The 21397-nt window shown below is 70.6% G+C and carries 20 protein-coding genes; 6 read left to right on the forward strand and 14 right to left on the reverse strand.

Annotated elements, in window-relative coordinates; all coding sequences use genetic code 11:
- Nucleotides 1-10 precede the first annotated feature (10 nt).
- Nucleotides 11-1009, reverse strand: a complete 999-nt coding sequence (locus tag ACH4SP_RS35535) for a GDP-mannose 4,6-dehydratase (RefSeq protein ID WP_398421326.1) — start codon at nucleotides 1007-1009, stop codon at nucleotides 11-13.
- Nucleotides 1009-2172, reverse strand: coding sequence for a UDP-N-acetylglucosamine--N-acetylmuramyl-(pentapeptide) pyrophosphoryl-undecaprenol N-acetylglucosamine transferase (locus ACH4SP_RS35540; protein ID WP_398421328.1), 1164 nt, complete (start codon nucleotides 2170-2172; stop codon nucleotides 1009-1011). Before ACH4SP_RS35540 ends, ACH4SP_RS35535 begins: the two co-directional genes overlap by 1 nt.
- Nucleotides 2173-2235: 63 nt before the next feature.
- Between ACH4SP_RS35540 and ACH4SP_RS35545 the strand changes: the two genes are divergently transcribed.
- Entirely contained in the window at nucleotides 2236-2937 is a 702-nt protein-coding gene (locus ACH4SP_RS35545) for a response regulator transcription factor (RefSeq protein WP_398421330.1), read from the forward strand.
- Nucleotides 2934-4364 carry a sensor histidine kinase gene (locus ACH4SP_RS35550; RefSeq protein WP_398421332.1) on the forward strand — a complete coding sequence of 477 codons (1431 nt, stop codon included), beginning with the start codon at nucleotides 2934-2936 and terminating at the stop codon, nucleotides 4362-4364. Before ACH4SP_RS35545 ends, ACH4SP_RS35550 begins: the two co-directional genes overlap by 4 nt.
- Nucleotides 4365-4393: 29 nt before the next feature.
- On the opposite strand, the gene ACH4SP_RS35555 is transcribed toward ACH4SP_RS35550, so the two are convergent.
- Together ACH4SP_RS35555 and ACH4SP_RS35560 are read right to left on the reverse strand one after the other, a co-directional pair.
- Nucleotides 4394-5404, reverse strand: a complete 1011-nt coding sequence (locus tag ACH4SP_RS35555; RefSeq protein ID WP_398421334.1) for a hypothetical protein — start codon at nucleotides 5402-5404, stop codon at nucleotides 4394-4396.
- 323 nt (nucleotides 5405-5727) lie between these two features.
- Entirely contained in the window at nucleotides 5728-6177 is a 450-nt protein-coding gene (locus ACH4SP_RS35560) for an NUDIX domain-containing protein (protein WP_398421336.1), read from the reverse strand.
- Between the two features lie 199 nt (nucleotides 6178-6376).
- Between ACH4SP_RS35560 and ACH4SP_RS35565 the strand changes: the two genes are divergently transcribed.
- Nucleotides 6377-7312, forward strand: a complete 936-nt coding sequence (locus tag ACH4SP_RS35565) for an aldo/keto reductase (RefSeq protein WP_398421338.1) — start codon at nucleotides 6377-6379, stop codon at nucleotides 7310-7312.
- A gap of 36 nt (nucleotides 7313-7348) precedes the next feature.
- Nucleotides 7349-8215 (forward strand): alpha/beta fold hydrolase, encoded by an 867-nt coding sequence (locus ACH4SP_RS35570; RefSeq protein ID WP_398421339.1) that lies wholly within the window; start codon nucleotides 7349-7351, stop codon nucleotides 8213-8215.
- A gap of 45 nt (nucleotides 8216-8260) precedes the next feature.
- Here ACH4SP_RS35570 and ACH4SP_RS35575 read toward each other — a convergent pair whose 3' ends face one another.
- A complete protein-coding gene (locus ACH4SP_RS35575; RefSeq protein ID WP_398421341.1) occupies nucleotides 8261-8677 on the reverse strand; it encodes a MerR family transcriptional regulator in 417 nt (138 codons plus the stop codon).
- A 59-nt stretch (nucleotides 8678-8736) separates the two neighbouring features.
- Here ACH4SP_RS35575 and ACH4SP_RS35580 point away from each other — a divergent pair, with 59 nt between their 5' ends.
- Nucleotides 8737-9657, forward strand: a complete 921-nt coding sequence (locus tag ACH4SP_RS35580) for an NAD(P)-dependent oxidoreductase (protein ID WP_398421343.1) — start codon at nucleotides 8737-8739, stop codon at nucleotides 9655-9657.
- Between the two features lie 10 nt (nucleotides 9658-9667).
- On the opposite strand, the gene ACH4SP_RS35585 is transcribed toward ACH4SP_RS35580, so the two are convergent.
- From ACH4SP_RS35585 to ACH4SP_RS35600, 4 genes are all read right to left on the reverse strand, one after another.
- On the reverse strand, nucleotides 9668-10183 hold the full coding sequence (locus ACH4SP_RS35585; RefSeq protein ID WP_398421345.1) for a MarR family winged helix-turn-helix transcriptional regulator: 516 nt from the start codon (nucleotides 10181-10183) through the stop codon (nucleotides 9668-9670).
- Nucleotides 10184-10303: 120 nt separating this feature from the next.
- Nucleotides 10304-12016: a methylmalonyl-CoA mutase gene (locus ACH4SP_RS35590; RefSeq protein WP_398421347.1), complete on the reverse strand. Its 1713-nt coding sequence runs from the start codon at nucleotides 12014-12016 to the stop codon at nucleotides 10304-10306.
- An 80-nt stretch (nucleotides 12017-12096) separates the two neighbouring features.
- Nucleotides 12097-12429 carry a DUF3817 domain-containing protein gene (locus ACH4SP_RS35595; RefSeq protein WP_398421349.1) on the reverse strand — a complete coding sequence of 111 codons (333 nt, stop codon included), beginning with the start codon at nucleotides 12427-12429 and terminating at the stop codon, nucleotides 12097-12099.
- Between the two features lie 135 nt (nucleotides 12430-12564).
- Nucleotides 12565-13074 carry a MarR family winged helix-turn-helix transcriptional regulator gene (locus ACH4SP_RS35600; protein ID WP_398421351.1) on the reverse strand — a complete coding sequence of 170 codons (510 nt, stop codon included), beginning with the start codon at nucleotides 13072-13074 and terminating at the stop codon, nucleotides 12565-12567.
- Nucleotides 13075-13278: 204 nt separating this feature from the next.
- On the opposite strand from ACH4SP_RS35600, the gene ACH4SP_RS35605 reads away from it, so the two are divergent.
- Nucleotides 13279-14331, forward strand: a complete 1053-nt coding sequence (locus ACH4SP_RS35605; protein ID WP_398421353.1) for a glycoside hydrolase family 6 protein — start codon at nucleotides 13279-13281, stop codon at nucleotides 14329-14331.
- A gap of 18 nt (nucleotides 14332-14349) precedes the next feature.
- On the opposite strand, the gene ACH4SP_RS35610 is transcribed toward ACH4SP_RS35605, so the two are convergent.
- From ACH4SP_RS35610 to ACH4SP_RS35630, 5 genes are all read right to left on the reverse strand, one after another.
- Nucleotides 14350-16413, reverse strand: a complete 2064-nt coding sequence (locus ACH4SP_RS35610) for a galactose oxidase-like domain-containing protein (RefSeq protein WP_398421355.1) — start codon at nucleotides 16411-16413, stop codon at nucleotides 14350-14352.
- A gap of 1 nt (nucleotide 16414) precedes the next feature.
- Nucleotides 16415-18253: a glycosyltransferase family 2 protein gene (locus ACH4SP_RS35615; RefSeq protein WP_398421357.1), complete on the reverse strand. Its 1839-nt coding sequence runs from the start codon at nucleotides 18251-18253 to the stop codon at nucleotides 16415-16417.
- A 689-nt stretch (nucleotides 18254-18942) separates the two neighbouring features.
- Nucleotides 18943-20241 carry an RNA-guided endonuclease InsQ/TnpB family protein gene (locus tag ACH4SP_RS35620; RefSeq protein WP_398421359.1) on the reverse strand — a complete coding sequence of 433 codons (1299 nt, stop codon included), beginning with the start codon at nucleotides 20239-20241 and terminating at the stop codon, nucleotides 18943-18945.
- Between the two features lie 286 nt (nucleotides 20242-20527).
- Nucleotides 20528-20821 (reverse strand): MTH1187 family thiamine-binding protein, encoded by a 294-nt coding sequence (locus tag ACH4SP_RS35625; protein ID WP_398421361.1) that lies wholly within the window; start codon nucleotides 20819-20821, stop codon nucleotides 20528-20530.
- Complete coding sequence (locus tag ACH4SP_RS35630; RefSeq protein ID WP_398421363.1) at nucleotides 20818-21159, reverse strand: DUF3817 domain-containing protein; 342 nt, start codon at nucleotides 21157-21159, stop codon at nucleotides 20818-20820. Before ACH4SP_RS35630 ends, ACH4SP_RS35625 begins: the two co-directional genes overlap by 4 nt.
- Nucleotides 21160-21397: the final 238 nt, after the last annotated feature.

Genomic DNA, 21397 nt, shown 5'->3' on the forward strand with positions numbered 1-21397 from the left:
GGGCGGCGCGTCAGACCTGGTAGCGGTCCGGCGCGAAGAGGTGGACGTTCTCGGCGACCCACTCGCTGGTCCGCTTCAGCCCCTCCTCCAGGGACGTCGCCGGCTCCCAGCCCGCCCACTCGCGCGCCCGGGTGTTGTCGGACAGCAGCCGCTCGACCTCGCTGCCGGAGGGCCGCAGCCGGGCCGGGTCGACGACGACCTCGGCGTCCCGCCCGGAGGCGGTGATCAGCGCGGTGGCCAGTTCGCCGATGGCGATCTCGCGCCCCGTGCCCAGGTTGACGGTCTCGCCGAGCGCCTTGTCGCAGTCCGCCATCGCCAGGAAGCCGCGCGCGGTGTCCGTGACGTACGTGAAGTCGCGGGTCGGGGTGAGCGAGCCGAGCTTGATCTGTCGTGCGCCGGAGTGCAGCTGGGCCAGGATGGTCGGGATGACGGCGCGCGCGGACTGCCGGGGGCCGTAGGTGTTGAAGGGCCGCACGACCGTCACCGGCAGCTCGAAGGCGTGGTGGAAGCTGAGCGCCATCATGTCGGCGCCGATCTTCGACGCGGAGTACGGCGACTGCGGCTGCAGCGGGTGCTGCTCGCTGATCGGGGCGGTGAGGGCGGTCCCGTACACCTCGCTGGTGGAGGTGTGGACGAGCCGGCGGACGCTGTGCCGGCGGCAGGCCTCGGCAATGTTCTCCGTACCGACGACATTGGTCTGGACGTACGCGCCGGGCGAGGAGTAGCTGTACGGGATGCCGATGAGGGCGGCGAGGTGGAAGACGGTGTCGCAGCCCTCGACGGCGTCGGAGACGCGCCCCGCGTCGCGCACGTCGCCGGTGAACATCTCGACCCGGTCGCTCCCCAGGTGCTGCTTCAGGAAGCCCTTCTCGGCGTACGGCTTGTAGTGCACGAAGGCGCGGACGTCGGCGCCGAGTTCCACGAGCAGGTCGACGAGCGTGGAGCCGATGAAGCCCTCGGCGCCGGTGACGAGGACCTTGCGGCCGTTCCAGTCAATGCGGTTGATCATCAGGTGTACTCCAAGTCACGTGCGGTCATGGCGAGTTCGGGAAGGCCGGAGAGCCGCAGCACCTGCGCGGCCAGCAGGTCGGCGGCCTGTGCGTGGGTGCTGGGCCCGGCGGCGCGGGACATCGCGCTCAGCCGTGCCGGGTCGGCGAGCAGCGGCTCGACGAGTGCGGCGAGCCGCTCGGCGGTGGTCTCCCCGTCCGGTACGAGGTGGGCGGCGCCTGCGTCGGAGAGGACCCGGGCGTTGTGGGTCTGGTGGTCGCCGGGGGCGTGCGGGTACGGCACCAGTACGGCGGGCACGCCGACCGTCTCCAGCTCGGCGACGGTCGCGGACCCGGCCCGGCAGACGACGAGGTCGGCGGCCGCGTACGCGAGGTCCATCCGGTCCAGGTACGGCACCACGGACGCGACCCGTCCGGCGCCCGCGTACGCCACCTGCTGCCGGGTCTCGTCCAGCTTGGCCGGACCCGTCTTGATCAGCAGGTGCACGTCGGTGCGGTCGCGCCACGCGGCCGCGAGACCGACGGCCGCCTCGGTCAGCCGTACGGCGCCGAGGCTGCCGCCGTTGAAGAGGACGAGGCGCGCGCCGTCCGGCACTCCGTACGCCCGCCGGGCCTCGGCGCGCAGGCCGTCCCGGTCGAGGTGGGCGAGGGATGCGGCGATCGGCATGCCGACCGTCATGGCGTTCTGGCCGCCCGCCAGGTGGGAGCGGCTGCGGTCGAAGGCGATGGCGATGTTGCCGGTCAGCCGGGCCGCGAACTGATTGGCCCGGCCGGGTACGGCGTTGGACTCGTGGATGATGCTCGGCAGCCCGGCCATCTTCGCGCCGACGATCACCGGGGCGCTCGGGTAGCCGCCCATCCCGACGGCGACGTGCGCACCCTGTGCCTTGAGGATCGAGCGGGCCTGCGCACCCGACTTCAGCAGCGCGGCGGGCAGCAGGTATCTCTTCGCCCCCAGCGACGGGTCGAAGGGGATCATGTCGACGGTGTGCAGCCGGTAACCGGCGCCCGGAATGAGGTCCGTCTCCAGACCCCGGGTGGTCCCGACGAACGAGATGACGGCGTCGGGCACGGCCCGGCGCAGTGCCTCGGCGAGTGCGAGCCCCGGGTAGATGTGACCCCCGGTGCCGCCCGCCCCGATCACGACTGAAAGTGGAGTGCGCATGGCCGCCACACTCACGAAGACCCTTAAGAAGGTTCTAAGAGCCCGATTTGGCAGGATTCACCCATGACCCTGACCACCCTGACCAAGATCCTGGTAGTCGACGACGAGCCGGAGGTGCGGGCCGCCGTCGAGGACGGCCTCTCCATCGAGGGGTACGAGGTCCGGGGCGCGCCGGACGGCCTGGCGGCGCTGTCCTCGGTCGCCACCTGGGAGCCGGACGCGCTGGTCCTGGACGTGATGATGCCGGTCCTGGACGGTCTCGCGGTCTGCCGCCGGCTGCGCGCGGTCGGCAACCGCACCCCGATCCTGGTCCTCACCGCGCTGGACTCGGTGAGCGACCGGGTGGACGGCCTGGACGCGGGCGCCGACGACTACCTCGTCAAGCCGTTCGCACTGGACGAGCTGGTGGCCCGGGTACGGGCGCTGCTGCGCCGCGCGGCGCCGCTCGCCGAGGAGGACCCGGCGCTCTCGTACGCGGACCTGGTCGTCGATCCGGTCACCCGCACCGGCCACCGGGCCGGCCGCCCGCTGGAATTCAGCCGCACCGAGTTCGCGCTCCTCGAACTCCTGCTCCGCCACCCGGGGCAGGTGCTCCCCCGCGAGCTGATCCTCGAACTGGTCTGGGGCCGGGACTTCGGCCCGGACTCCAACTCCCTCGCGGTGTACGTCGGTTACCTGCGCCGCAAGCTGGAGGCGGCGGGCGAGAGCCGTCTGGTCCACACCGTCCACGGCGTCGGCTACCGGCTGTCGTCGGACGCGGCATGAGCGGCGGCAGGCGCCGTCGTGCGCTGGGTGCCCGCTGGCGCCGCCACCGCCCGCTGCGCACCCGCCTGGCGGTGTCGGCTTCGGCGGCCGTGGCCCTCGTCGCGATCGGCGTGTGCACGGCCGCGTACTTCGTGATCCGCTACGAGATGTACCACCAGCTCGACCTGAACCTCACCCAGTCCGGGACGCGCATCGTCCAGGCGGACCGGCATCCGCAGACCGGTGTGCTGGCGGGCGAGTGCCGCTATCTGTCGGCTCCGGCGTGCGCCCAGGTCGTAGCGTCCGACCCGGCGAAGGACCCGAAGGACTCTCCGGACGCGGACTCGCCGGACCCGTACCTCCTGCCGGTCTCGGCGCCCGTCCGCGAGGTCGCGTCGGGCGACCGGGCCCCGTACTTCAGCAACTTCACCCTGGAGGGCCACCCGGCCCGCATGGCCGTCACACCCCTCGGCAACGGCCGCGCCCTCCAACTCGCCCTGCGCGCCGACTCGGTGGAGCGCGGCATCCGCCAGGCGGCCCTTCTCCTCTCGGCGGTCGGCGGTGCGGGGGTCCTCCTGGCCGCCGCCCTCGGCTACTGGGTCTCCCGTACCGGCCTCGCCCCCATCACCCGCCTCACCGCCACCGCCGAACGCATCGCCGCCACCCGCGATCCCCGCCACCGCATCGACATGCCACCGGGCCCGCTGCACCGCGAGGACGAGGTCACCCGCCTCGCGGCGAGCTTCAACACGATGCTCGGCGAACTCGAACAGTCCGTGTCCGCCCAGCGCCGCCTGGTCGCCGACGCGTCCCACGAACTGCGCACCCCGCTCACCGCCCTGCGCACCAACGCCGAACTCCTCGCCAAGTCGGACCTGTTGTCCACTGCCCAGCGCGACCGGGCGTCCGGCGCCCTCGCCCGCCAGCTCCGCGAAGTCACGGGACTGGTCAACGACCTGATCGAGCTGGCCCGCGACGAGGAACCCCAGCCCCTCCTGGAGGAGGTCCGCGTCTGCGCCCTCGTGGAGCACGCGGTCGCCACGGCCGCCGCCCACTGGCCGAACACCCCCTTCCCGCTCTCCGTGACCGAGGAGGCGACGGCGGCGACCCTCCCCGGAGTCCCGGCCCGTCTGACCCGCCTCCTGACGAACCTCCTCGACAACGCGGCGAAGTTCAGCCCGACGGGCGCTCCGGTCGAGGTCGACCTCACCTCCTCGGGCGGCGACTTGGAACTGACCGTCCGCGACCACGGCCCCGGCATCTCGGCCGATGACCTCCCCTACGTCTTCGACCGCTTCTACCGCGCGGAAGCCGCCCGCGCCCTCCCCGGTTCGGGCCTGGGTCTGGCCATGGCCCGCCAGATCGCACGGGCCCACGGCGCGGAACTGACGGCCGAACAGGCGGCGGGCGGAGGGGCGTTGTTCAGGCTGAGGTTCGGGAGCGGCTGAGGCGGGCGCAGCACCGTACCGGAACCGCGTCAGGCGCCGAGGCGTTCCGTGTACGCCTCGGTCGGAGGGAACGGCGTGGGACTCGTCATCCCCGCCGACCAGAAACCGGCGGTGCCCGGAACGGACGTCACATCACTGAGGTACGGCGCGGGCGCCGGGCCGAGCGGGCCGCGTACGAGAGTCCACGCGTCGCCGTCCCTGCGCAGGTAGGTGCTCCGGGTCTGGTCCCGGTAGTCCCAGCCCGAGATCCACGCCGCGCGGCCCTGCGCGTCGGCTGCGACGCCCGTCAACGACCCGGCCCCGAAGCCCGGTTCCACCCGCGTCCAGGCCGTGCCGTCGAAGTGGCTCAGGACGGGGCTGCCGGGGCGCCCCGGCGGCCCGCCGACACCGGCGTCCGTGCCCACCGCCCACACGTCGTCGGGCCCGGCCGCGTGCAGACCGCTGATGGAGAGGCGGGGGCCGGGGATCGGCGGCAGGACGGTCCAGGCCCCGTCCCAGCGGGCCACGAGTCCGGCCCATCCGCTGCCGGCCGTGCGGTCGCCGCCCACCCACACCTCGCCCTGCGCACCCAGGACGACCCGGTACAGGTCCGCGCCCGCGACGGGCAACGGGTCGAGCCACCGCCACTGCTGCCCGTCCCGGCACAGCAGCCGGGCGCTGCCGCCCCGGCTGCCGCCGATCCACGCCCGCCGGTCGGCGCCGACCGCCACCGAGTGCAGCAGGACGTCCGGTTCGCCGCTGCCCGGGAACTCCGCCTCGCGCCAGGTGGTGCCGTCCCAGCGCAGCAGCGGGCTCGCGTCCGCGGCGGGCAGGCCGACGCTCCACGCCGCGTCGGCGCTGACACCGGCGACGTCGTTCAGCCGGCCGGCGTACGACAGGTGCGACAGGTCGGTCCTGGACCAGGCGCTGCCGTTCCAGAGCATGGCCAGCGCCCGCCCCTGCGACGACCCGGCACGGGCTTCCTCACCGACGGCCCAGGCCAGCTGGGGTCCGACGGCGGCGATACGGCGCAGCTGCGCGGCAGGGGTACTGCCGGGCACGGGCACCGCTTGCCACTCTTGCGCACGAGCCGCACGGGCCGCACGGACTGGACCGGGTGCACGGGCCGCACCGGGCACCGGACCGTCGGCCCGTGCCGCACCGGCAGCGAGCGCCGCCCCGGGGAGCGCGCCGACCGTCGCCGCCAGAAATCGCCTTCGTCTCATTGCCGAGCCCCCTCCACGCGCGGACAGGAGGGACCACCGTGGACCACAGGCACGCAGAGGTCCAGACACGTGGATGACAAAGACCCGGCCGACTGACTTCCGCTCTGCCCGGCCAGCCTCGGCACGGCCAGCCTCGACCCGGATCAACTCGACCCGGATCAACTCGACCCGGTGGCCCACAACGGATCGATGTGCCCCAGCCACGCATCCTGCTCGTCGGCCAGCGGCTGCTTCAGCGGCAGCGGAAGGAACCGGCAGGCGAAGGTGAGCCCGGCGTCGTCTCCCTCACCGTGGACACGGTGGGTCCACTCGTCGGCGGTGTCCGCCGGTGCCCGGAGGAAGAAGAAGCTGGTCCGCCGCGGCTGTCCGGTGTCGGCGTGGGGCTTGTCCTCCACGGCGACCCGCCGGACCACGGCGACCGTCAGCAGCCCCGTCTCCTCGGCGACCTCCCGCACGACCGCGTCCCGAAGCTCTTCGCCAGGACCGACTCCTCCCGCGGGCACCTGAGTACCGGCCTCCGCCATGCCGACATGGTCGAACACCAGCACTTCGGGGACGGGGCGGTCCCGGATCACGTGCGCGGCGACACGGATTCTGGGTCTGGTCATCCCGGCATTGTCGGCCACGGCACCAGCCGAAAACACGTCCCCCGTGCGGTCGGCGACGTCAGTTTCAACTGCCGGACCATGCCGCTCCATTCCCGTACGCGGTGTGATTCTTGCCCGATCGCCGGGGCCCTTCTTCTGCTGCATACTCCGAGTCGGTCTCCGCCGGGAAGTGCGGAGATTCCGGTCGAGAGGAGTGCGCATGGCCCTGGGTACGAACGGTGCGGCCGAGGCGGGCAGTTGGAAACTGGGGGGCGAGTTGCTGGTCAACCGCCTCGGGTACGGTGCGATGCGCCTGCCGCAGACCGGTGCCGCGCTCACCGTCGACGCCGTCCCGGGCGACCGTGATCAGGCGATCGGTCTGCTCCGGCGGGCGGTGGAGCTCGGCGTGAATCACCTCGACACCGCCGCGTTCTACTTCTCGCCGCTGCGTTCGGCCAACGAGCTGATCAACCGGGCGCTGGCCCCGTACCCGGACGACCTGGTCATCACCACGAAGGTGTGGCCCGGCCGGGACGCCTGCGGCGAATGGTGGTGGGCCGAGCCGCAACAGTTGCGCGGGCAGGTCGAGGAGAATCTTCGCCAGCTCGGCCGCGACCACCTCGATGTGGTGAACCTCCGGGTCCCGCAGCGGCTGATGACGGGCTCGATCGCCGAGCACTTCGGCGTTCTCGCCGGGCTCCGCGACGCCGGTCTGATCCGCCACCTCGGCATCTCCAACGCCTCCCCCGCCCATCTCGCCGAGGCCCGCGCCAGCGCCCCGGTGGTCTGCGTCCAGAACCCGTACGGCCTGGGCGCACCCCGCGAGGAGACCGAGTTCCTCCGCTCCTGCGGGGAGCAGGGCATCGCGTACGTCCCCTTCTACGCCATCGCGGGCGCGGGGCGCGAGGCGGGAGCGACGGCGGGGGCGGAGGACGCGCGGGTGACGGCCGTCGCGCGCGCCCACGACGCGTCGCCCGCACAGGTCCGGCTGGCGTGGACCTTGCAGCAGGGCCCCCACGTACTGGCCATCCCGGGCACCAGCGATCCGGCGCACCTGGCCGCCAACGTGGCCGCCGCGGCACTGCGCCTCACGGACGAGGAGATGGCTCTGCTGGGGACCCCCGCGGGCGACCGGCCGGCCGGTTCGACAACCTGATTGCCCCCAACTCGCCCCTGTGACAGCTTGATTGTCATGACTGATGCCATGGGGACTCCTGAAGCCTCCTCCCACGAAGCCTTCTCCTACGAGGTCTTCTCCTACGACACCGAAGGCGGCCCCCTCGCCCACCTCGACACCGGCGGGGACCTCCCGCCCCTGGTGCTGCTGCACGGCATATTCATCGACCACCGCATGTGGGAGGACCAGATCCCGGTCCTGGCCCGCACCCACCGGGTGATCGCCCCGGACGCCAGGGGGCACGGCGAGTCGTCCGTGGCGCGGGCGCCGTTCCGGGCGGCCGACGACGTCGCCGCGCTGCTGCACCACCTCGGCACGGGCCCGGCGGTCCTCGTCGGGCTGTCGATGGGCGGCGGTACCGCCGTGGACGTCGCGCTCGAACACCCGGAGCTGGTACGGGCGTTGGTGGTGAGCGGTATCGGTACGAGCGAGCTGGAGTTCAGCGACCCGTGGGTGCTGGCAGCCACGGCGGAGATAGAGCGGAAGTTCGGCGAGGGGGACGTGGCGGGCGGGGTCGAGGCGTTCATGCGCTTCACCTCCGGGCCGCACCGCACCCTGGACGAGGTCGACCCCGAGGTCGTACGGCGGCTCCGCGACATGGCGGCGCACACCGCCTCCAAGTACACCGCCGCCCAGCCCAACCCCAACCACCTCGCCGTCCCGGTCACCGACACCTGGACGCGTGCCGCCAAGATCGGCGTCCCCGTACTGGCGATCAACGGATCCGTCGACGGCCCCGACAACCACAAGATGGCGGAGCGCCTGGTCCGCACCGTCCCCGACGGGCGCCTCAGGCTCGTCGAAGGCGCCGCCCACTACCCGAACATGGAGCGGCCGGACGTCTTCGACGCGTACCTCCGGGAGTTCCTGCGCGGACTCTGAGGCCACAGGCGCCGCGGCCGCAGGGGCCTTGCCGCCCGCCGCCGGTCAGACGCGTGCGCCCGGCAGTCGCGCGCCGGCGGCCCGGCAGGCCTCCGGGTCGTCGCCGCCGACCGGTTCCGTGGCGGCGATGACGGCGTCCAGCTTGTCCCGTGCGGCCAGCAGCCCGGCCACGGCCTCGTCGATGCGCTCCCGCTCCCGGTTCAGGTCGGGCAGCATGCCCGAACAGGCCGGCGCCAGGGTCTGCCCGTCACCGGCCATGCAGGGCATCAGCTCGGCGATCGTGGCGGTGCCGAGTCCGGCGCCGAGCAGCATGCGGACGCCCCGGACGGTGGCCACGTCCTCATCCGTGAACTCGCGGTATCCGCTCGGCAGTCGGGCCGGTCTGAGCAGGCCCTGCTCCTCGTAGTAGCGCAGCAGGCGCTGGCTGACTCCGGTCCGCCGGGAAAACTCCCCCATCCGCATGTGACGACCACCACATTCCGTTGACTCTCACATCGATGTGAGACCGCAGTCTAGGCCGCATGACGAACCAACGATCAACCAGCAAGCAGCAGACGCCCGTCAGTGTCATCGGACTCGGCCCGATGGGCCTCGCCCTGGCCGAGACCCTCCGGGACAACGGCCACCCCACGACCGTCTGGAACCGCACCCCGGAGAAGGCCGCCGGCCTCGTCGCCAAGGGCGGCGTGCGTCTCGCTCGTACCGCCGCCGAGGCGGTGTCCGCCAGTCCTCTCACGATCACGTGCCTCAAGGACTACGAGACCCTGCACGCGGTACTCGACTCCGACGGCGACAGCGGCGACGCCCTGAAGGGCCGCGTACTGGTGAATCTCAACTCCGGCACCCCGAACGAGGCCCGTGCGTGCGCCAGTTGGGCGGCGGCGCGCGGCGCCTCCTACCTGGACGGCGCGATCATGGTGCCGCCCCCGCTCGTCGGGCACCCCGGGTCCGTCTTCCTCTACAGCGGCGCCCAGGACGTCTTCGACGAGCACCGGGCCACGCTGGCGAGCCTGGGGGACCCCCGGTACCTGGGCCCCGACTCCGGCCTGGCCGTGCTCTACAACGCGGCCCTGCTCGACATGATGTACGCGACCATGAACGGCTTCCTGCACGCCACCGCCATGGTCGGGTCGGCGAACGTCTCCGCGGTCGAGTTCGCCGACCTCGCGCTCAACTGGTTCATGCCCACGGTGGTGGACTCGACCCTCCTCGAACAGGCCCCCGACCTGGACCGGAGCAACTACCCCGGCGACGTCGGCACCATGAGGATGAACCTCAACGCGCTGGAGCACATCACCCGCACCTGCGTGGAGCAGGGCGTCCACTCCGAACAGCCGCGCCTGATGGGGGCGATCGCCGAGCGGGCGGTCGACCGGGGCCACGGCGGCGACAACTACCTGGCCGTGTTCGAGGTGTTCAAGGAGCCGACGCCCGTTCCGTAACCTCTTCCGCCTACTGCCAGGGCTGCGTGGCCTGCCGCGCGTTGGCGGTCATGCGGCGCAGCACCTTGAGCGCGGCGACGTACTCCTCGTCGCTGACGCCCTCGTGGACCTGGGCGCGCAGCCGGTTCACCAGCTGCTTGACCTCCGCCTTGCCCGCACGGCCCGCGTCGGTGAGCGACAGCAGCCCCGTCCCCTCGTCGGTGAACAGCCAGCCCCGGCGCAGGAGTTGGTCGACGACGCGGGATATGTCGTACGGGTTGTCGGCGACCTCCGCGAGGGCGGCCACGACCTCGGCACGGGTGGTGGGGGCGGCGTCGACCCGGTTGAGGACCCACCACATGGGCTGGGTGACGTCGTAGTGCGCCATCGAGTCGCGCAGCAGGTTCTTGACGGCGTTGCTCGCGACGCCGGTCCAGTAGGCGACGGGCTGGGAGGCGAGGTCGGCGTCGGCGGCCTGCGGGTCGGCGGGCCGCTGAGCGGTCGCGGCGGCAGTTTCGGTGGCGGGGGTCGCGTGCGTCGTGGTCATGCGGATGACGCTATGACCTCAACCGCAGTTGAGGTCAAGCGTCGTCCGCGTCACACCGTCATGCCGTCATGCCGTCACACCGTCATGCCGTCACGCCGTCACGCCGTCACACAACAGCCCCTAGAACCCCGGGGGTTCCGTGTAGACGCCCCACTCGTCCCGCAGCACCCCGCAGATCTCGCCCAGCGTCGCCTCCGCCCGTACGGCCGCGAGCATTGGCTCGATCATGTTGGAGCCGTCGCGGGCGGCGGCCAGCATCGCGTCCAGCGAGGACCGCACCTTGGCGTCGTCGCGGTGCGACTTGCGCTCCGTGAGCACCCGCACCTGCTCGGTCTCCACCTCGTGGCTGACCCGCAGAATCTCCAGGTCGCCGGTGACCGAGCCGTGAGCGGTGTTGACGCCGACGACCAACTTGTCGCCCTTCTCCAGCGCGCGCTGGTACTGGAAGGCGGACTCGGCGATCTCGCCGGTGAACCAGCCGTCCTCGATGCCGCGCAGGATGCCCGAGGTGATCGGCCCGATCGGGTGCTGCCCGTCCGGGTGGGCGCGCAGCCCGCGCTCCTTGATCTGCTCGAAGATTTTCTCGGCCTCGGCCTCGATGCGGTCGGTGAGCTGCTCCACGTACCAGGAGCCGCCGAGCGGGTCGGCCACATTGGCCACCCCGGTCTCCTCCATCAGCACCTGCTGCGTGCGCAGCGCGATCTCGGCGGCCTGCTCGCTGGGGAGGGCGAGGGTCTCGTCGAGGGCGTTGGTGTGCAGGGAGTTGGTGCCGCCGAGCACGGCGGACAGGGCTTCCACCGCCGTCCTGACGACGTTGTTGTACGGCTGCTGCGCGGTGAGCGAGACGCCGGCCGTCTGGGTGTGGAAGCGGAGCCACTGCGCCTTGTCGGTCTTCGCCCCGTACACCTCCTTCATCCAGCGGGCCCAGATCCTGCGCGCGGCACGGAACTTGGCGATCTCCTCGAAGAAGTCCAGGTGCGCGTCGAAGAAGAAGGAGAGCCCCGAGGCGAAGTGGTCGACCTCCAGGCCCCGGCTCAGCCCCAGCTCCACGTATCCGAAGCCGTCGGCGAGGGTGTACGCCAGCTCCTGCGCGGCCGTCGCCCCGGCCTCGCGGATGTGGTAGCCGGAGACGGAGAGCGGCTTGTACGCGGGGATGCCCGCCGCGCAGTGCTCCATCAGGTCGCCGATCAGGCGCAGGTGCGGCTCGGGCTGGAAGAGCCACTCCTTCTGCGCGATGTACTCCTTGAAGATGTCGGTCTGGAGCGTGCCGTTGAGGACGGCGGGGTCGACGCCCTGGCGCTCGGCGGCGACCAGGTACATGCAGAAGGCGGGGACGGCGGGACCGCTGATCGTCATCGAGGTCGTGACGTCGCCGAGCGGGATGTCCTTGAACAGGACCTCCATGTCGGCCGCCGAGTCGATGGCGACGCCGCAGTGGCCGACTTCGCCGAGCGCGCGCGGGTCGTCGGAGTCGCGGCCCATCAGGGTCGGCATGTCGAAGGCGACGGAGAGCCCGCCGCCGCCCGCGGCCAGGATCATCTTGTAGCGCTCGTTGGTCTGCTCGGCGTTGCCGAAGCCCGCGAACTGGCGGATGGTCCAGGTCCTGCCGCGGTAGCCGGTGGCGTGCAGACCGCGGGTGAAGGGGTACTCCCCCGGCCAGCCGATCCGCTCGAAGCCCTCGTACCGGTCGCCGGGGCGCGGCCCGTAGACCGGTTCGACCTCGTCCCCGGAGAGCGTGCTGAAGTCGGCGTCGCGCTTGCGGGCCTTGTCGTACCGGGCCTGCCAGCGGAGGCGGCCCTCTTCGATCGCGGCAGCGTTGTCCGTGGAGTCCATGCCTTCAATTTACTAGGACGTCCTAGTAAATGTCGATGGACAACCGCCGTACGGTTGAAATCCGTACGGCGGCTTTCCAGCTACGCCTGGGCCTTGCTGGTCGCCGGGGACCGGTCCTGGACCAGCGGCTTGGCCTCGCGGGTGATCTTCGGCTCGACGAAGAAGCTGGCCACCGGGATGCAGCCGGCCGCGAGCACCCACAGCAGCTTGCCGAAGGGCCACTTCGCCTTGGAGCCGAGGTCGAAGGCGAAGACCACGTAGATGATGAAGAGCACACCGTGGATCTGGGAGATCAGCATGGTGTCGCCGGTGTTGAAGGCATACTTCAGGACGATGGCGACGGTGAACACCAGGAGCCACACGGCGGTGACGTAGGCCATCACCCGATAACGGGTCAGCACGCTCTGTTTCATGCCATCGAGCGTAACCGGGCATGCGGGGCGATCTTCGAGCGGGCTGCACCGGCCCGCCCGGCCGGAACGACCTCTTCGGTCCACCCCGCCCGTCCGGCCGGAACGACCTCCTCGGTCCACCCGTCCGCCCGGCCGTCAGCTCTCGTCGAAGTCCTTGGCCGCCACCCGCAGCGGGCGCAGCATCGCGAAGATCTCCGCGCACTCCTCCGCGTCGTACGCACCGAGCCCGAACTCCATCGCCATCAGGTCCCGGGTCGCCGCCTCGACGACCTCGCGGCCCTTCTCGGTGATGGAGGCGAGGGTGCCGCGCCCGTCGTTGGGGTTGGGGCGCTTGTCGACGAGATCCGACTTGACCAGGCGGTCCACGGTGTTCGTGACCGACGTGGGGTGGACCATCAGCCGCTCGCCGATCTTCGACATGGGCAGCTCGCCCGCCTTGGAGAAGGTGAGCAGGACCAGCGCCTCGTAGCGGGCGAAGGTCAGTCCGTACGGCTTGACGACCGCGTCGACCTCGGCGAGGAGGATCTGCTGGGCGCGCATGATCGAGGTGATCGCGGCCATCGACGGCACGGGGCCCCAGCGCTGCTGCCAGAGTTCGTCGGCGCGAGAGATGGGGTCGAAGGGGAGGCTGAGCGGCTTCGGCACGGGACGACCCTACCGGTCAGTCATATGGTGGTCAGCTTTGTCTCGCGGTTCGGTACATCTCCGTTCGCCCCTTGATGCGCGAATCGCTGCGCGGAGCGCGGCCCGCCCCCGCACGAACACGGGTCGTAACCCCGTACAAACCAGCTGTTATGTCACGATTGGGCGTCCCGTTTCGCCCGTCAGCAGTCGTCCCGAGGGGGCTGGATGTCCGGCCGAAGGATCTTCCGTACGCGTACGTCGACCGTGCTCGCGACCGCTTTGATCAGCCTGGTCGGCGCCACCGCCGGGTGCTCGTCCCCCGACCCCGCCACGGAACCGGGGAAGCCGGAAGCCTCCGGACCGTCGGACGCGTCGGAGAAGGCGACCGGACCGGCCGCCAACACCTCCCCCTTCTGGGTCGACCCCGACTCCAGCGCCGCCCGCCAGGTCAAGGAGTGGACGGACCAGGGACGTAACGACGAGGCGGACCAGCTCAAGAAGATCTCCGAGCGGCCGGTCGCCAACTGGCCCGCGGGGGACGACCCGGTGCCGGACGTCCAGCGGGCCACCGCCGGTGCCGCCGCCGAGGGGCGGACCGCCGTCCTCGTCGCGTACAACATCCCGCACCGCGACTGCGGCCAGCACAGCGCGGGCGGCGCGGCCGACAGCAACGCCTATCTGGGCTGGCTGGACGCCTTCGCGAAGGCCATCGGGGGCGCGCACGCGACCGTGATCCTGGAGCCCGACGCCGTCCCGCACATCGTCGACGGCTGCACCCCCGTCGAGGACCACGCCGAGCGCAGCCGACTGCTGTCGCAGGCGATCGTCCGGCTGAAGCAGCAGCCGAGGACGAGGGTCTATCTGGACGCGGGAAATCCGGACTGGATCAAGGACGCAGGCAAGATCGTGGACCCGCTGAAGCGGGCGGGGATCGCGAAGGCCGACGGGTTCTCGCTGAACGTGTCCAACTTCCAGCGCGACGACGCGGTCAAGGCGTACGGGGCGAAGCTGTCCGGGCTGCTCGGCGGCGCCCACTTCGTCGCCGACTCCAGCCGGAACGGGGACGGCCCGCTGCCCGGCTCGCGCGCCGACGCCTGGTGCAACCCGCCCGGACGGGCCCTCGGCAAGCCGCCCACCGACCGGACGGGGGACGCGCTGCTCGACGCGTACCTGTGGATCAAGCGCCCCGGCGACTCGGACGGCGAGTGCCGGGGCGGTCCCGCCGCGGGGACCTGGTGGCCGGACTACGCGCTCGGGCTGGCGCGCAAGTCCCGGTGAACCGCCTTGTGAACAGCCCTACTTGACCTGAATCCACTTCGCCTCGGACGGCACGCCGTCCTTGTCCGTAGCGAAGATCATGTACCAGCCCGCCGGGACCAGCGTGCGGTCGTCCGGCACCGTCACCGTGATCCCGTCCTTGTCCTTCTTCAGGCCGAGCTCGATCGAGCGCTGCTCGACGTCGGTGGTGTGGGTGACGGCGCTGGGGCGCATCAGGCGCGCCTTGACGATCCGGTCGGCGTCCTTGGTCCGGTACGTCGCCGAGTCGTCGGAGGAGAAGGCCTCGGGGCCGCCCTCAAGGACCGGACGGTTCTTGCCCTTCTCCAGATACGGCGGGGTGAAGATCTCCACGCGCTGCTCGAAGGTGCCGAGCTTGGTGTTGTCCTCGTCTCCGTAGAGCGGGTCGGAGCCGAAGGTGGCGATGCGGCCGTCGGGGAGGAGCAGCGCCTCGGAGTGGTAGTTGCGGCCGACCGTCGGCTCTGCGGCGTCCCGGAAGGCGTTGGCCCCGGGGTCGTAGAACTGCGCCTGGAGGATGTCGCTGGCGCCCCGGCCCCGGTAGTCCTTCGAGCCGCCGCTGGTGAAGACGGAGTCGTCGGGCAGCAGGACGCTGGAGAGGTAGCGGGTGCCCTGGGCGAGCTGCGGGCCGGTCTTGAAGGCCGGGTTGTCGGCCTTCAGGTCGGCGATCGCGGTACGGGTGGTGGCCTTGTCGGACTCGCCGACCCCGCCGCCGCCGAGCACCATCACCTTCTGGTCCTGTGCGGGCGGCAGGAGGACGGACGCCGAGGTCTCCAGCTGGTCCTGGTCGGTCATGCCGCCGACCTTGCTGAACTTGTTGGTGTCCACGTCCCACAGACCCGGCTCGCGGCCCTTCAGGGCGGGGCCGTAGCCCGCGTTGGAGCCGGAGTAGAAGAGCTTGCCGCCCTTGGTGAGGAAGAGCGCGGGGTACGTCGGGAAGTAGCGGAAGGGGCCCTTGCCCCACTTCTTGGTCTTCGGGTCGTAGATCTCGTTGTCGCCGGGGACCACGTCGCCGACGTCGTTGAGCCCGGAGGCGGCGAGGACCTTGCCGTCTTCGAGCGTGGTCAGCGTCGGGTACCAGCGGGCGTCCTTCATGGGCTGGACCGGGACGTACTTCTCGGCCCTGGGGTCGAACTCGTACGCCGCCTTGATGCCCTGGAAGTCCTGCTTCTCGGTGGTGATCTTCTGGGCGAGGCCGTAGACGTTGTCCGCGTCCTCCTCCGGCAGGCCGACGATCTCGTACTGCGCGGCCTGTGTGGTGAGCGCGCCCGCGCCCTCCTTCACGGCCTCGACGAAGACGCGCGACTCGGCGGCCGTCACCTTCGTCTCCCACGGCTTCATCTGTCCCGAAGCGAAGTAGCCGATCTTGAAGTCGCGCTTCGCCTTCGGGACGGTGACGTCGAACTTCGAGACGTACTCGACGCCGGACGGGGAGCGGAAGCGGGTGCCCTTCTTGAGGGTGATCTCCTTGTCCGGGGACTCGTTCTTGACGCGCATGCCGCCGCCGGCCCGGGTGACCTTGTCGTCCAGGACCTCGTAGCGGGCGGTGCCGCCCGCCACCAGGAGCTGTCCGTCCGGGAGTTGGGCGTGCCCGGCGCAGAAGAAGTCCTCGGGGGTGGGGATCTTCTTGAAGGTGTTCTTCTTCGGGTCCCACAGGACGGTGTCGAAGGTCCCGGAGTCGAACTTCTTCTGGTCGTTGCCCGAGCCCGCGATGAGGAGCACCTTGCCGGTGTGCAGGAGGGCCGCGTGGATGGCGTTCAGCCGGTACTCGCCGGGGACGTTCAGCAGGTCCCAGGAGCCGAACTCCGCCTTGTAGCCGGGCTGGGCGATCTTGTACGCGTGGTACTTCTCCTGCGCGAAGTCCAGCGCCGCGGGGGCGTTGAGGCCGACGAGCAGGACGACGGCGCCACCGCCGAGCAGGGTGTTCCTGAGCTTCTTGGGCGCCTTCCTGGCCTTGGGCTGCGCGGCGGACTCCGGCTGTGCGGAGGGCTCGGGCTGCGCGGAGGGCTCGGACGGTTCGGAGGGCTCGGATCCCTCGGGCGCCTTGTCGGCCGGGCGGTCGGTCATGTCACTTCCCTCCGGTGGTGGCGTTGGCGGTGGCCGCGTTGCTGGTGGCGGCGGTCGCGGTGGCGGTGACCGGGGCCGGTGTCCCGGCGGCAGCCGCCCGCTCCGGTGCCGCGTCGACGTGCGTACGCCCGCGCTCCTGGCTCGTACCGCTGCGCTCGGGGCTCGTGCCTCGCTCCGCGTGCCGGCTCCAGATCCACAGGGCGACCGGCGCGAGCGAGATGATCAGCGCCAGTACGGCCCAGGTGCGCATCGCCGCGTGCGTGTGCCCGTAGTGCACGGACGCCCACAGGGACGCGATGATCACCGCGGCCCAGAAGAGGTGGATACGGAAGGTCAGCAGCCGGTCGGGGCTGGCCTCGCCGCCCTTGGGGGTGACCACGAACCGGCCGCGCCGGCCGACCAGGGCCGCGCCCAGCGACTTGAGGTAGATCGGCGCGCAGATCGCGGACATCGCCATGCCGGCCAGTCCGCCGGAGCCCTCGGGCTCGTGCGGGGAGACGTTGTGGCGGCGGTTCCACAGGTAGAGGCAGATCTGGAGGGCGACGGCGTCGCTGTAGAGCATCAGCCAGACCGAGGTGGAGACCTGGGTGCCGGACGCCCCGAACCAGAGGAAGAGGACGCAACTGAGGATGCCGAGCAGCCAGTTGACCGCCGTCATGGGGTAGTACACGAGCATCAGGCCGTAGTTGAGGAGGCGGCCGGGCGGCACCCGGAAGGGCGCCTTCCAGAGCTGCTTGAAGACCGTCTCGTACGTGCCCCTGGACCAGCGCAGCTGCTGGGTGAAGAAGTCCGTCCAGGACGCCGGGCCCTCGCCGACCGCGAGCACGTCGGGGGTGTAGACCGAGCGCCAGAAGTGGTTGGTGCGCGGGTTCCTGCGGCGGTGCAGTTCGAAGCCGGTCGCCATGTCCTCGGTGATCGAGTCGTACAGGCCGCCGATCTGGGTCAGGGCGGTGACGCGGACGACGTTGTTGGTGCCGACGAACATGGGCGCGCGGTAGCGGTTGCCGGCCCGCTGGATGAGCGCGTGGAAGAGGTACTGCTGCGACTCGGCGGCCTTGGTGACGGCGGCCGTGTAGTTGCCGTACACCTGCGGGCCGACGACGAAGGCGACGTCGGGGTCGCGGAAGTAACCGAGCATCCGCTCCAGGTAGTTGGGCAGCGGGACGTGGTCGGTGTCGACGGAGGCGAAGTAGTCGTAGGAGCCGCCGTGCATGGCCAGCCAGGCGTTGTAGTTGCCGTGCTTGGTCCTGGCGCGGTGCGGGCCGCGCTTCTGGTTCCAGTCCGGGATGCCCTTGCGGGTGAAGTGGCGTACGCCCAGCTCTTCGCAGAGCTCCTTCGCCGCGGGGTCGTCGCCCTCGTCGAGCAGCCAGACGTCGAGCGGCCCGTCGTGCCGGACCCCGACCGCACCCTCAAGGGTGGCCCGGACCATGGCGAGGGGCTCCTTGCCGGGGACGTACGTCGTGAGGAACGCGACGCGGGTGCCCTTCTCGGCGGTGACCGGGACCGGGTCGCGGGCGACCATCGTGGCGTGCGCGATCGACACCACGTTCAGCAGCATGAAGAACATGATGAAAGCGATCGCGCCGAGCATCGTGTAGTCGGCGCGGACGAGCCAGGGGTCGGCGTTCTCCCGCTCGGTCCAGTGCGAGGGCCAGACCAGGTACGCCAGCAGCACCGCCGAGAGCAGCGGGGCGAGCATCATGAGGAGGACGGCTCGTATTCGGTGGGGCTCCTTGGAGAGCAGGCTCGTGTACTGGACCGTGTAGGGGCCGGCCCCCGGGTCCGTGAGCGGCCCGGCGAGGCGGCTGTGCTTCTCGTAGTCGTAGCCCTCCGGCAACACACTGCCTCCAAGCTGGTTCCGTGAGGCCCATACCTCACAAGTCCAACAAAAAGGCAGATTGACGCGCCCTGCGACTCGGGGAGTCCGATGGAGGGACCGCAACGGCCCACGCGACGCCCCACGGGAGCGCCCCAAAGGGGCGCGGGGCTGTATCGGATATGCGGCTCCGCCGCGTGGGCGCGACCAGCCACGACGGCGCCGCAGGTAAGCGACGACCACTCACATCCAGCAGCCCGCTTACCCCTGGCGACGAACCTTGCGCAGGCGCAGCCTGACCGCCCGCTGGGCGACCGGCCCCAGCTCCTCCAGCACCCCGACCAGCCCCGCCAACTACTCCAGCGCGTCCAGGGCGCTCATCGCGCCCCGGCTCGTCCAGCTCCGGAGCGGTGAGGATAGGGGGCTTCCAAACGGGGCTGGCGGGGTGCCTCGGCAGCAGCGAGCAGGGGGTGTGCCGGGCAGCGGCTATAGAAGGAGGGCTGCCGCGTAGAAGTATTGCGGCACGTGCAGGGGCGCCGCCCGCGAGCTCCGACTCGTCGACGGCAAGCGCGGGCCCGGCCGCCGCCGCCCCGCCGAGGCGCCTCCAGCGCAACCGGTAGCCGTACCGGTGAAGAAGCGGACACCCTGAGGCTTCGGCACGTACCGCCATTGACATGCTCTTCGGACTGAAGCCCGAGGATTCTGGCCTTCCCTCACCCGGTGCTGTGCCGCTTCGTGGCACGGTGGTGGGTGGGGGATTCCGTGGCTTCCTGTTTCACTGCGCCGTGCCGGGACCTTACGCCCCTGGTCTTACCGTCGCTCCGCAGGCGTTTTGGGTCTCCGCGATATCCCTCGGCGACCTTGAGATTCAGTGTGTGCAGCCGTCTTCCCTCTTGAAGGGTGTTGTCGGCGGCATTGGTATCCCGGTCGTGCACGGTCCCACAGCCGGAGCAGGTCCAGGTGCGGACGTTCAACGGTTTGGGGCCGTCGATGCGGTGGCAGACCGAGCAGCGCTGGGAGGAGGGGAAGCTCCGCCCGACCCGCTGGAAGACGCGCCCGTACCGGGCTGCTTTGTATTCGAGCATGGTCAGGAAGCTCGACCAGCCCGCATCGTGAATGGACTTGGCGAGGTTGCCGCGGGCCATGCCCTTCACGTTGAGCGTCTCGACGTAGACCGCTTGGTGTTCGCGGACCAGCCGGGAGGACAGCTCATGGTGGAAGTGGTGGCGGGCGTCGGCAACTTTGGCGTGCTGGCGGGCCAGTGCGCGCCGGGCCTTCTCCTTGTTCCTTGATCCCTTCTGTTTGCGGGAGTGCCTGCGCTGGAGTTTCCTGAGGTTCTTTTCCGCGCGGCGCAGGAACCGGGGTGAGGCGATCTTCTCGCCGCTGTCCAGGACTGCGAAGTGCGTGAGGCCCATGTCGAGGCCGGTCTCCCGGCCGGCCACGTCCTCCACCGGCCAGCGCTGGGCGTCGGTGTCCGGGTCGGTCTCGATGATGAACGAGGCGAAGAACCGGCCAGCAGCGTCCTTGATCACGGTGACCGTGGACGGGGTGATGGGCAGGGTCCGCGACCAGCGCACCTTCAGTTCGCCGATCTTCGGCAGGACCAGCCGCCCCGCACCTGTGATCTTCCAGCGGGCGTTCGCGGTAAAACGGACCGACTGCCTCTTGTCCTTACGGGACTTGAACGACGGCGGGCCTACCCGCGGCCCCTTACGCTTGCCGCTGCGGGAGTCGAAGAACGCAGAATAGGCGGACTCCAAGTCCCGCAGGGACTGCTGGAGGACGACTGAGGAAACCCCGCCCAGCCAGGCCCGCTCAGTGCGTTTCTTGCCTTGGGTGAGCACAATTTTGGACAGATCCCCGGCGCCGATCCACGGCTCATTCGCCGTGTACGCAGCCCGTCGCAGCGCGAGGGCATCGTTGAAAACCACCCGCGCACAACCAAACGTCCGCGCCAGCAACACCTGCTGGGCGGGCGTCGGTTCAAGCCGAAAGGCATACCGCAACTGCATGACACCGGAGCCTAGACACCTGATCTTGACCCGAAGGTGAATTCCCACTGGCTCATCCGATCCGGTGAACTTGCGTAACCTCCCGCCCCTTCACTTCCCCTCATCCCGCTCCGCCCCGAATGCACGTTCGACTATGCCTCTGGGCTGAATCCGGGAGCGCTACTGACAGAACCGGCGAGACGCCCGTTCCGGTGATCACCAGGAAAGGGAGAAGTTGCTCAGAATGGCGGCAGCAGAGAACCCCCTGCCCTATGCCCCGAGGGCTCTCCCCGGAGATACCAGCGACTCAGGCGGACAAATGCCGTTCCACCGTCTCGACCTTGGAGGTCAGGCCGTCGGTGACCGACGGGCGGATGTCCGCCTTCAGGACGACCGAGACGCGCGGCGCCCGCGCTTCCACGGCAGCCACGGCGCGCTTGACCACGTCCATGACCTCGTCCCACTCCCCCTCGACCGAGGTGAACATCGCGTCCGTACGGTTCGGCAGCCCGGACTCCCGGACCACGCGCACGGCGTCGGCGACGTACTCCCCGACGTCCTCGCCCACGCCCAGCGGCGTGACGGAGAAGGCGACGATCATGCGGCGGTCGCCTCCTTGCGGGCGCGGGCGGCGATCACGGCGCGCTCGCCCTCGGCCTTGAGCTTCCGCTCCGCGAAGAAGCCGCCGAGCGGCAGGACCGACATCACGAAGTAGAAGGCGGCGGTCTTCAGCGGCCACTTGGTCCTGTTCCACGCGTCGGCCCAGAAGAGGACGTACACCACGAAGAGGAGGCCGTGGATCGCGCCCATGGCCGGGACCGCGTTGAAGTCCGTGGTGCGCTTGAGCACCGAGCAGACGAGCAGCAGCAGGAAGGACACCGCTTCGGGGGCGGAGACCAGGCGGAGGCGGCGGAGTGCGGAAGCGGTCTTGAGATCCACGGAAGGGCAACCTTCGTCGTCGGGGTGGAGGCAGGGCCGGGAGCCGGGGGCACCAGGAGTCGCGATCTTGTGAACGTATGCACAAGCGCGGAACCATTGTGGCATCCGGCTTTGCCAACCTTTGGCTCAGGGTCGGGTCCTGGGCACGGGGAAGGCGGACCGGGGACGGACCGGGGTCGAATCCCGGCCGGTATCCGTCCGAAGACCCTGGTAGCGGACGCATCGTGCGGATACCGTC

It is taken from the genome of Streptomyces sp. NPDC021093, from assembly GCF_044333135.1.
Classification (GTDB): Bacteria; Actinomycetota; Actinomycetes; order Streptomycetales; family Streptomycetaceae; genus Streptomyces.

Coding starts and splice junctions, on each gene's coding strand:
- ACH4SP_RS35535 (WP_398421326.1), bottom strand. CDS start 1,009: ATGATCAACCGCATTGACTGGAACGGCCGCAAGGTCCTCGTCACCGGC.
- ACH4SP_RS35540 (WP_398421328.1), bottom strand. CDS start 2,172: ATGCGCACTCCACTTTCAGTCGTGATCGGGGCGGGCGGCACCGGGGGT.
- ACH4SP_RS35545 (WP_398421330.1), top strand. CDS start 2,236: ATGACCCTGACCACCCTGACCAAGATCCTGGTAGTCGACGACGAGCCG.
- ACH4SP_RS35550 (WP_398421332.1), top strand. CDS start 2,934: ATGAGCGGCGGCAGGCGCCGTCGTGCGCTGGGTGCCCGCTGGCGCCGC.
- ACH4SP_RS35560 (WP_398421336.1), bottom strand. CDS start 6,177: ATGACCAGACCCAGAATCCGTGTCGCCGCGCACGTGATCCGGGACCGC.
- ACH4SP_RS35565 (WP_398421338.1), top strand. CDS start 6,377: ATGGCCCTGGGTACGAACGGTGCGGCCGAGGCGGGCAGTTGGAAACTG.
- ACH4SP_RS35570 (WP_398421339.1), top strand. CDS start 7,349: ATGACTGATGCCATGGGGACTCCTGAAGCCTCCTCCCACGAAGCCTTC.
- ACH4SP_RS35575 (WP_398421341.1), bottom strand. CDS start 8,677: ATGCGGATGGGGGAGTTTTCCCGGCGGACCGGAGTCAGCCAGCGCCTG.
- ACH4SP_RS35580 (WP_398421343.1), top strand. CDS start 8,737: ATGACGAACCAACGATCAACCAGCAAGCAGCAGACGCCCGTCAGTGTC.
- ACH4SP_RS35585 (WP_398421345.1), bottom strand. CDS start 10,183: ATGACCACGACGCACGCGACCCCCGCCACCGAAACTGCCGCCGCGACC.
- ACH4SP_RS35590 (WP_398421347.1), bottom strand. CDS start 12,016: ATGGACTCCACGGACAACGCTGCCGCGATCGAAGAGGGCCGCCTCCGC.
- ACH4SP_RS35595 (WP_398421349.1), bottom strand. CDS start 12,429: ATGAAACAGAGCGTGCTGACCCGTTATCGGGTGATGGCCTACGTCACC.
- ACH4SP_RS35605 (WP_398421353.1), top strand. CDS start 13,279: ATGTCCGGCCGAAGGATCTTCCGTACGCGTACGTCGACCGTGCTCGCG.
- ACH4SP_RS35610 (WP_398421355.1), bottom strand. CDS start 16,413: ATGACCGACCGCCCGGCCGACAAGGCGCCCGAGGGATCCGAGCCCTCC.
- ACH4SP_RS35620 (WP_398421359.1), bottom strand. CDS start 20,241: ATGCAGTTGCGGTATGCCTTTCGGCTTGAACCGACGCCCGCCCAGCAG.
- ACH4SP_RS35625 (WP_398421361.1), bottom strand. CDS start 20,821: ATGATCGTCGCCTTCTCCGTCACGCCGCTGGGCGTGGGCGAGGACGTC.